The sequence below is a fragment of the Halorubrum salinum genome, assembly GCF_024494575.1.
GTDB classification, from domain to species: Archaea; Halobacteriota; Halobacteria; order Halobacteriales; family Haloferacaceae; genus Halorubrum; species Halorubrum salinum.
In genome coordinates this window covers 398956-409211 of the sequence record NZ_JANHDO010000003.1, presented here as the reverse complement: position 1 = coordinate 409211, position 10256 = coordinate 398956, and the positions used below count along the sequence as shown (strand labels likewise).

Annotated in this window: 9 protein-coding genes; 7 read left to right on the top strand and 2 right to left on the bottom strand. The window is 59.8% G+C overall.

Going from position 1 to position 10256, the window contains the following annotated elements; translation table 11 throughout:
• On the top strand, positions 1–123 hold a 123-nt coding region (locus NO930_RS14150), incomplete at its 5' end, for a Fe-Mn family superoxide dismutase (protein ID WP_275552421.1).
• A gap of 157 nt (positions 124–280) precedes the next feature.
• Here the strand turns inward: NO930_RS14150 and NO930_RS10755 are convergent.
• On the bottom strand, positions 281–847 hold the full coding sequence (locus NO930_RS10755) for a peptidylprolyl isomerase (RefSeq protein WP_137783259.1): 567 nt from the start codon (positions 845–847) through the stop codon (positions 281–283).
• 114 nt (positions 848–961) lie between these two features.
• On the opposite strand from NO930_RS10755, the gene NO930_RS10750 reads away from it, so the two are divergent.
• The 5 genes from NO930_RS10750 (at position 962) to NO930_RS10730 (ending at position 8516) form a co-directional block, all read left to right on the top strand.
• The gene (locus tag NO930_RS10750) at positions 962–1918 is read left to right on the top strand and encodes a glycine betaine ABC transporter substrate-binding protein (RefSeq protein ID WP_256403455.1); all 957 of its coding nucleotides are present in this window, start codon (positions 962–964) and stop codon (positions 1916–1918) included.
• Positions 1918–3738: a sensor histidine kinase gene (locus NO930_RS10745; RefSeq protein WP_256403454.1), complete on the top strand. Its 1821-nt coding sequence runs from the start codon at positions 1918–1920 to the stop codon at positions 3736–3738. The genes NO930_RS10750 and NO930_RS10745 overlap by 1 nt, the downstream gene beginning before the upstream one ends.
• Positions 3739–4006: 268 nt before the next feature.
• Positions 4007–5014: a tyrosine-type recombinase/integrase gene (locus NO930_RS10740; protein WP_256403453.1), complete on the top strand. Its 1008-nt coding sequence runs from the start codon at positions 4007–4009 to the stop codon at positions 5012–5014.
• Between the two features lie 49 nt (positions 5015–5063).
• Positions 5064–5747, top strand: a complete 684-nt coding sequence (locus tag NO930_RS10735; RefSeq protein ID WP_256403452.1) for a hypothetical protein — start codon at positions 5064–5066, stop codon at positions 5745–5747.
• Positions 5748–6539: 792 nt separating this feature from the next.
• Positions 6540–8516, top strand: a complete 1977-nt coding sequence (locus tag NO930_RS10730) for a hypothetical protein (protein WP_256403451.1) — start codon at positions 6540–6542, stop codon at positions 8514–8516.
• A gap of 807 nt (positions 8517–9323) precedes the next feature.
• Here the strand turns inward: NO930_RS10730 and NO930_RS10725 are convergent.
• The gene (locus tag NO930_RS10725) at positions 9324–9569 is read right to left on the bottom strand and encodes an ArsR family transcriptional regulator (protein ID WP_256403450.1); all 246 of its coding nucleotides are present in this window, start codon (positions 9567–9569) and stop codon (positions 9324–9326) included.
• Positions 9570–9741: 172 nt separating this feature from the next.
• Between NO930_RS10725 and NO930_RS10720 the strand changes: the two genes are divergently transcribed.
• A complete protein-coding gene (locus tag NO930_RS10720) occupies positions 9742–10176 on the top strand; it encodes a hypothetical protein (protein WP_256403449.1) in 435 nt (144 codons plus the stop codon).
• The last annotated feature ends 80 nt before the right edge of the window (positions 10177–10256 follow it).

The window sequence follows — 10256 nt, the reverse complement described above, 5'->3', positions numbered from 1 at the left end:
GAACACTCCTACTACCACGACTACGGCCCCGCCCGCGGCGAGTTCGTCGACAACTTCTTCGAAGTCGTCGACTGGAACGAACCCGCCGCCCGCTACGAACAGGCCGTCCAACTCTTCGAGTAACGAGGGGTTCCGCGCGCGACGCGCGTCGAGTTCTGCGATTTTTTGCTGTGTTGTCCGAGAGTGACGCCGCTCGCGGAGCGACAGCGACACCGGACCACGAGCGTGTGAGAAACAGTCGGTGGACCGAGACCGGCCCCACGTTCGTGGGTGAGCGACGCTACTCGTCGACGGTGACGCCCTCGATCTCGACCGCGTCGCGCGGCTCGTCGCGTCGGTCGGTGGGAATGGAGCCGATCTCCTCGACGACGTCCATCCCGTCGATGACCTGCCCGAAGACCGCGTGTTTCCCGTCGAGGTGCGGGGTGGCGTCGAGCGTGATGAAGAACTGCGAGCCGTTGGTGTTCGGCCCGGAGTTAGCCATCGAGAGGATACCCGGACCGTCGTGGGTCAGCTCGTCGTGGAACTCGTCGTCGAACTGATAGCCGGGGCCGCCGCGGCCGTTCCCCTGCGGGTCGCCGCCCTGGATCATGAAGTCCTCGATGACGCGGTGGAAGACGGCACCCTCGTACAGCGAGTCGCCCCGCGTCTCGCCCGTCTCGGGGTCCTCCCAGGTGTTCGTGTCGCGGTCGGGCTCGGCGTCTGCGGCGGGGTCGTGACGCGCCAGCCCGAGGAAGTTCTCGACCGTCTTCGGAGCGCGGTCGGCGAACAGTTCGACGACGACCTCGCCGTGGTTCGTCTGAAGCGTCACCTGCGGGTTGTCGGGATCGGAAACGTCTCGTGCCATGTTCACGGGGACGACCGCACGCCGGAAAACCCTACCCATATCGAGCGTGGCACGCGGCCGCGACCGCTCCCGGCACGTACGTTTATGTCTATGCTGTCCGATATGTTCGCACGTATGCCTCCGACTCGCCGGCAGTATCTCGCGCGTGCCGCAGGAGTCGGGAGCGGCGTGACCGCCGGTGTTTCGGCCGGGTGTCTGGGGGACACCTCGCCCGCCGGTCCCCGGTTCACTCTCCGGATCGGTTCGAAGGGGTTCGACGAGCAACGCATTCTCGGATACCTCGCGTACCACAGCCTCCGAGACCTCGAACGAGTTCGGCTCGTCGACCGAATCGGACGCGGCGACACACAGACGAACTGGGCGGCGGTGCGGGACGGCACGATCGACCTCTACTGGGAGTACACGGGAACGGTATGGGGTCGCCTCCCGCCCGTCCGCGACGAGCGGATCATGGATCCCCGAGCGGTCTACGAGCGAGCCGCAGCGGACGCTCGCGACCAGGGGGTAGCGATGGCCCCGCCCGCTGACTTCTCGAACGAGTACGTGCTCGTCACCGATGCGGCGTGGAGTCGCGACACCGGAGTCGAGACGATCGGAGACCTGCTGGCGTACGCGAGCGCGGCGGAGCGTGCAGTCCCGGTCGCGGTCAACGGAGCGTTTTACCACCGCCGCGACGGTTGGCCGGGACTCTTCGACCACTACGACGCCGATCCGGCGGCGCGGGCCTCGCTCTCCGGCGACGCGCTCACCGTCACCTCCATCGGTCTCACGTACGAACTCCTCGCGAGCGGCGACGCGACGGTCGCGAACGGGTTCGCGAGCGATCCGCAGCTCGACCGAGACGGAATCGTCACGCTCGACGACGACGGAGGATACTTTCTCCCGTACAATCCGGCTCCGACTGCACACGCTCCGACCGTCGACGCGCATCCGGCGGTGTTCACGGCGCTCGAACCCGTGGTCGACGCCCTCAGCGAGCCGGCGATGCGACGGCTCAACCGACGCGTGTTCGTCGACGGCGAGCTTCCGAGCGCCGTCGCCGAGTCGTTCCTGTCGGCGGAGGTCCGGTGATGTGGTCTCCGCCCGGTGCCGCGCGCCTTCGGTCGTTCGTTCGGTCTTCGTATCGGCGGAAGCTCGCCGTGGCACTGCTCGCCGTGTTCCTCGTCACCGCGGTCGGTGGGGTCGGGCTGTACGTTCAGGTCGGCGGGCTGTTGAACGAGAACGTCGAGGACTCGATGACTGCCGCGGCGACGGCCGAGGCCGGCGAACTCACCGAGTGGGACACCCGGAACCGGCTCACGGCACAGATCCTCTCGGAGCATCCGGTGTACGCGAACGACGACGAGGCCATCCGATCGTACCTCGAGGGGCAACGACGGACGCGCGACGAGATCGCCATCGAGGCCGCGTACGTCGTCGACCGTCGGAATCGATCGATCAGAACGAGCACCGATCCGTCGATCGAGGGCGCGCCGACGACCGCGCTCCCGTGGAACGAGCGGCTCGCGTTCCGCGGGTTCGACGACGTTCGATCGACGGACCCGTACGAACGCGTCGATGGAACGACGGTAGTCAGCTACGTGACGCCGATCCGCCAGCGGCCCGAACTGCTTCTCGTCGTCGCCGTCGGGACCACGAGCGCGTTCGACAGGTTCACCTACCCGGTCGCCGGCGGCTTCACGCGCGTCGTCGACTCGAACGGGACCATCGTGCTCGCGGACGACGCGTCGGCGACGCTGCAGCCGTACGACGACGGCGGAGAACGACCGTACGCTCTCCGTTCCGGGCTTCGCGGCGAGTCCGGGTTCATTGCCGACCCGGAACCGTCGGATTCTGCCCTGTCCGCGAGCGACGGGGACGGATACGTCGCGGCGTACGTTCCCGTCACGGGGACCGACTGGGTACTGATCAAACACGCGCCGGAACGCGAGGCGTTCGCGATCCTTCACGAAACCCGAACGTGGATCGGGATCGTCGGCGCGTTCATGCTGACCGGCTTCGTAGGTGTCGTGTCAATACTTGGCGCGGACGTGACGGGCGCGCTCTCACGACTCACCCAGAAAGCGAGGCGGATACGAGACGGCGAGTACGACGTGACGTTCGAGACGGAGCGCGCGGACGAGTTCGGTGAGCTGAATCGGACGTTCGCGGCGATGCGAGACGCCCAGCGGGATCGAATCGCGGAGATACGCGAGACGCGCGACCAGCTCGAGGCGTCGAACGTCGCGCTCGAAGAGCGTACGGAGATGCTGAGCGTCCTCGATCGGATCCTCCGCCACAACGTCCGTAACGACATCAACATCATCGCCGGACGCGCGGACCTGCTGTCACGGAACGCCGAAAGCGACCAGCAGGACGGCCTCGACACGATTCGAGAGACGGCGATGAAGCTGGCGGATGTCTCGGAGCAGACGCGGCGGATGCAACAGCTGTTGGCCGACGACGACGCCGACCAGCTGCCGGTCGACATCGCGAGCGCGTTGGACGACGCGCTCTCGCGGGTGCGTGTCGGCGACTCGGACACGGCGATCGCGCTCGACGTCGACGACGACGTGCCGGAGCGAGTCACCGGCGTGTCTATTTTACCAGAGACGATAGCGGACGTCGTCGCGCAGATCGCTCGAAACAACGAGGGCGTCACCGTCGAGGTTCGCGTGACCCGAGCCGATACCGACGACGCCGTGCTCGTCGCCGTCGAAGACGACGGCTGTGGGCTTCCGGAGTTCGACGTGCAGGCGGTCGAACGCGGCGAGGAGACGCCGCTCGCGCACGCCGAAAACGTCTCTCTCTGGTGTCTCAAGTGGGCCGTGGACAACGCCGACGGCGACCTCGCGCTCGACGAGAACGGCACGACCGTGCGGATGACGCTGCCACTCCCTTCCGAACCGTAGCTTCGACCCGGAAGAGCGTTCTATCCCGGCCCGTAGAATCCCTCGGCAACTGACGCCGTGCCGGCAACGACGACCGTCGAACCCACGCCGGCAGAGACCGTGAACCGCGGTCGTTCCGCTCGACACCTCGCTTCGCTCCCGGTTCAAATGGCTCTTGCAGCTCTTCGGTCCCGCTTCGTTTCGTCAGAAGAGCCGGAGGAGGGATTTGAAACCCCTCGACGCGGGCACACGAGCGCGGCGTTCTGCCGGGGAGTACACGAGACCACCCATGGAACTCAAACCTACTCCCCCGAGGGACGCACGGACACGGTACCTGAACAAGAAGCGAACCCACGTCACCGAGAAGACGATCTACAACTACGACACCGCACTCACGCGACTTATCGAGTTCTTGGATAGCAAGGGAACCGCCGACATGCGTGACGTGAGCAGCGACACTATCGCACAGTTTGAGGAATGGCGGTTGGAGTCGGTCAAGCCGATCACCGCCCGGAACGATATGCGGACGATCCGGAACTTCATTCAGTTCTGCGAGTCCATACAGGCCGTCCCTGTCGGGCTCCACGAACTCATCCAGATCACGAAAGTCAAACAGGAGGACGAGATTTGCAACGACGTACTACTCCGCGAGGAGGCAGTTCAGATCCTCAACCAACTTGAGAAGTACCAGTACGCGAGCCTCCGCCACGTCACCATCCTACTCCTGTGGAAGTGCGGAATGCGAATCAGCGGCCTCCGTACGCTTGACGTGGACGACTTTGATGAGGGACGGCCGGCGATCGAGATCCGACACCGGCCGGAGACAGGAACTCCTCTGAAGCGGAAACACAACAGCGAGCGGGACGTGCTGATTCGGCCCGACACCGCCGATGTGGTTGCCGATTTCATTCAGAACCGCCGGCCTGACGTGATCGACGACCACGACCGCGAGCCGCTAATTGCTACGGACCACGGCCGGGCAAGCCGTACGACCATCACGAAGCACGTCTACCTGTCCACGTCACCGTGTTTCTACAACGGCGGCACCTGTCCGTTCAACGAGGACCCGCAGGAGTGTCAGTCGACCAGTTGGGGCCACGCCTCGAAGTGCCCCGGTTCAGTCAGTCCGCACGCGCTTCGTCGGGGCTACGTGACGGCTGCGAGAAACGCAGGGCAGCCGAAAGACGTGACCGGAAATAGAGTCAACATGAGCGGACCGATCTTGGACAAGCACTACGACAAGGGTACCCACGATGAGAAGGCCGAGCGACGGAAAGACTACTTGAAGGATATTTGATCGAACTAATGACCGGCACAGACATATCAATCAAATTCAAATAGAGACTATGACAATACCAAATCCCAACCAATTGAGCAACGGAGACGTACTCCGCTTAGACTACCACAGGACGGCGTTCGACACAGATGCAAGAATGGAGGTGGTGGTAGATTCAGTCAGAGAACATGGCGAGGAGACCTTGATCACCCTTCTTGATGAGTGGGGAAACACAATCGACGATGAAGTAAGCATCACCAGTTCGGGAGCTTATTATTCGGCACATCCCATCAAAGAGGGACCGATTGACTCTATCAAAATAATTGGTGAGGTGCCACCCGACTTTGGCAAGCACTACATTCTGTTTCGACCTCCACCGTACCGGGATCACGTCCTGAGAAAGTCGAGGACCGGAAAGGTCGAGAATGTCTGTAAACATAATGTTGACATTCATGATGGGGAGAAGATTCGAGAGGATAAGATCACCCGAAGACAACGGTCCTTAATTAACATCTGTGCTGATTGTCATTCCCACTTTGAGGAGCACCTCCGTGAGAAACTACCGGAACCCATGGAACGGGGCCAAATTGAGGAAGAGGCTCCATTTCTCTGTCCTTCTTGTGGGATGCCTCCTGAAAGTGTAGAGTATGTTAGAATGTTAAGAGGGATGGTGAGCCATCATAAGGATGGAAACTGTGCGACGTGGCCGAAGCAGATCTACCACGATTGGCGAGTAGAGGGGTACGACCGGTAGGACAGCCGGACTTGTTCCCACACTCATAGATCCCACACCATCTCACGGATTATGATATAGTCTGGATCACGACAGAACCGCCGCCCACTCGTATTTGCCGGGCGAGCTATCTGCTATCACGTGTTACGGAATCTATAAGACAAATTGGGTTGTTAGTATAGTGAAGAGAGTTTCTGCCGGCAAGTCTGCGATCTCGTGTCACGGTATCTATAATAGGATAGAGGTAGTCTGTATAGTGAAGAGGACTTCCTGCCGAGCAGCTATATCACCTTCCTGAACGGTATCTATATATACTTACTCGTAGATTAGTGGGTGGAAAGGAGACGCTGTCAGACAGCATCCATTCTAATCTCGTAAGTTCGATATCCGGGATTGTATGAGTATGACTGAATCGTAGTTCTTGAGATGCTTATCTAAGTCTCAGTCTAATCTGTATTCCGGCGATCCTCTCCATTCGAAAATGTCTAACAAAACTATAGGCGGTTATTGCGAGCGGTGTGGCGATCTGATTAATTGTATGACTGGCTACGAGATGATTGACCGGACATACCGCCCACCTCATGGGCGAGATATTGAGCAGGAGATTCACTTCCATTTCTTTTGTCATGGATGTAGTCTCTCGTTCGGTGAATGGCTGAGTGAATCCGGTGGCGATATTAGCTACCCGGGTGCGACCGACCTGAAACTCTCTGATTTAGTCTAAAAATGTCTGCTAAACCTACATCTACAGCGATAGAATCGTACCGAAAGTCCGTTGATCCGAATTGCTACCAGACAATCTGTGAAGCATTTGTGAGCGACAGGCCAGGACTGGTTGATGCCCTGCCGGCGATGGGCAAAAGTCGTGGTATACCTCTTTGGGAGACCGATACCGGAGAACCGATTACGATCTACACCCTCAGACACGACCTGTATCGTCAGTACGAAGAGTCGTGTGAGGAACTTAACCAGCGATACGCGCGTATTCCGTCACAGCGAGCCGACTGTCCACTTGGAGAACAGTATAAGAATACCCACGGTAAGTCTCGTCATCCAGAAGCGGACGAGTGGGACGACAAGGTTGAAGAGGTCTACGAACGGCTCGAAAGTTTCACCGCAGTACATGAGCACTTCGGGGATCAGCTTCCGTGCCAATCCGATGGTCCGTGTCCTTACGTCCAAAGCCGCGAGGGGTTCCACCGGATGCTGGACGAGATCGAGAAGGGAAATGCGGAACCATATGACGTGATCATCGGTAACTATCTCCACTCGTTTACACCGTACACCGAGACGATCCAGAAGTCGGACGGAAAAGAAATAACGATCCAGAAACCTGGCCGGTATCACAAGGATCGGTACGTCGTCTTCGACGAATTCCCCGGAGAGGATGCCGTTCGGAAAATCGGCGGAGAGACTGTTCAAGAGAGTATTACGGCATATCTCCAGACAGAACCCGATCTCCCGTTCAAGAACTATGCCGATCTAAACGAGAGGAAAGACGATCCGGAGATCCAGTCTGAGATTAGCAAGTGGCGATCGTCACAGGGAAAGAACCGCTCGTTCTGGTCAAGCCGTTTTAATGGTCGAGGTAACGCGGTAGCCGAAGCACCCTTGCTAACTGAACTGGCGCTTTCTGCCAAGCCACTTCCAGTCAACAGATACGGTCGTGCTGAGGTCGGCCGGGACACCATAGGGGTAATGAACGGTGGAAACGGCTCTGTGTGGCTTCTGACTCGGCCACCGGTTACGAACGCTCGGGGAGTCATTGCTCTCGATGGAACGCCGACGCTTGAGCTATGGGACCTTCTGCTGCCCGGTATCGAACATCACCCGGTACTCCCGACTGAGGAGTACAAAAACGAATATATCCGCGATCAACTTGGCTTACGATTCATCCGGACGAGTGCCTACGTCAAGCCCTACGCATCAGGGGAAGAGTTCGACCCCGATAAGCCGAGCAATCAGATCCACAGTATGAACGAGGCTACAGTAAGAGATGTGCTCGCGTTCAAATGGATGATCGGCTCACACGGGAGCGACGACCCGCCCTCACTAATCAGCACCAAGGCCGTCAACGAAGCTTACGGGCGTGCCGGCTTCTTGAATGAGGTCGACCAATACGAGCACTACAACAACCTAATCGGGACGAACGCACTCGGTCGCTCCCGGTTCGGGATCGTATCCGGCTGTAACTACCCCGGCGACGAAGTTGTCAAAATGTGGGCGGCGCTTTGCGGTGTTGGAGTTGAAGCTGTGACTAACGACGATGGAGAGCGTCTCTCAGGACGGAATCTAAGTTTCGGAACCGCAGGCGAACCGTTTCTCCACGCAGTCCGTGAAAACGTTGTTCTCCAAGCTGCGATGCGCTATGGTCGACAACCAGACGAGAACGGAAATCGCGGAGCGACTGTGTTCGTTCACACTTCGGCACTCCCGGAGTGGGTCGAATACGATGATCGGTTGATTAGTCCTAAACTGTGGGTGAACAGCGATGGACTGACCGATGTTCTTCGTGTACTTCGGGAGTACGGAGACGAAACTACAGAGTGGACCGCAAGAGAGGTTCAGGAGGTCTTAGAGACGATCCATGGCGAGGAGGATGCCATCTGCGTGGAAACAGCACGCCGTAACCTGAATGGTCTCTCCGAGGATGGAATCGTGACAGGAGAAAAACGGACAGGAAAAGGCTCGGGCCGAGGCCGTCCATGGCGGTATACCCCCGAGAACCTTTCCGAGCTGATTGAGTTCGGTCCGGGCTATGTAGTTCCTCCGCGGGAGACTGCTATGTGAGGTCATTCATCGGGCATGCCACACTCTAATATGAGTGTGATGTGTCCGGAAAGAGAGCCAACATTGCGAGAGAACCGCCGCCCACAATATCAGCGACCGCTGCTTACTGCGAGCTAACTCAGGGAACGCTCATAAGGAAATACACAATCCACCTTCTGAGCCCTGTCTGTACCTTTCCGAGGGGCCTATAGAGGTATCTCAAAAATTCAAAAATATCTGCGGGGTAACACTCTCTATACCTGTAGAGGGAATTGACGGTGTAGCAACCGACCGGGCCTTACCTCGCGCGCAGAATTCTGGTGGGTCGACGCCGGCCGACGGTGGGAGCGACGGGACCCCGAACCCACGGCGGAGCCCGACAGAGACAGGGGGATATGCGGGCGGTTCCTTCACCGGTCGGACTCCACGACGGGGACAACGGACCAGACCCCGGATCGGCAAGCCCCTAACACGTCGACTACGAGCCCGGCAGACCCCGGACCCGGATCCGTCCATGCAAGCCGTTTCGAGCCTTTGGTATAGGCGGTTTTTCGCCATGAAAAGTTAGTACCAGACCTTCGGCCGGAACCCTACCGGACCCCAAATGGATCCCCGTCGACGGCGAGCCACGATAGGACCTGTGAGGAGAGCCCAAGGCGGATCCGAGGGGGCGATAGAACGCCGCCGACCCCGCCGGCCGCTTTCTTCGCTCGTAGGCTCTCGGTGAGTCCCGTGGTGAGCTTTGGGACGGGAACAGGACCCCATCTACGGTCTGTTGCTTGGAGCCCGTAGGGAGCATCCTCGGCCGCCTGAGGCGACCCTGTTCGGTCACTCGTCGTCGCCCGAAACCCACCAAACCACCGCTCGACTTCCGACCTTCTTTTTGTGAATACGACCCTCCTCGGCGAGTTCGTTCAGCTTGTTCAAGGCCGTCCGGCGTACGATCCCGAGTTCATCCGCTACCTCGGTCGCAGTCCGGGGCTCCGTGTCGGTGAACAGCGCCAAGACGTCTTCGGGAGTGACGGTCTCGGCATAGGTCCCGTCGTCCGAACGCTCGCGATTGTCGGCAGTCATACCGGGCGGTTCTATCCGAATCCAGATAGCTGTTTCCAGTTCCTTCGAGGGTAACCGATACAGCTATATCCTATTCCTACGTAGGTAGTGGTAAGAAGGACCCATCCCTCGGGGCGTATCGGAAACGCCCGGCGGTAGTGACGCCGGACGGTGGCCTTCTTGGGGAAGACCAATGGCAACTACAAGCCGAACCGGAGAAAAGCGTACCGCTGTCGAATACCTTGATTACACCTCGCGAACCCTTCGCCGAGTCGAGTGGGAGTCATGGGAGTTCACCGTGACCGGCCCGCACCTGATCGAAGTCACGAACGCGAGCTACGGCTACCTCAAAGACGATCATTCGTACACGGTCGGCGTGGAGGTGCGGGACGGCGTCGCAGTTCCAGCCGAGTGCGAGTGCCCGGCCGACGTTCATCACGACTCGGACTGTAAGCACAAGACCGCACTCGCGATCGTCGGGGGCCCGACCGTCCTGAACGCGGCCGTGGACTTCGAGGGCTCAAGCCCGGCCCTCGGCGTCGCCACCGACGGCGGGTGCAAGTGTGACGGCGACCGGCTCCCGTGTTTTGACTGCTACTCCGTCGGCCGGCGCGAATTCCCCGAGTAGGCGGGAACCCCGCCGCCTGCGATCCTTTGCTCGGCATATCCGAACGCCAGAACGGACTATTCTCGCCGGGGTTCTATCGC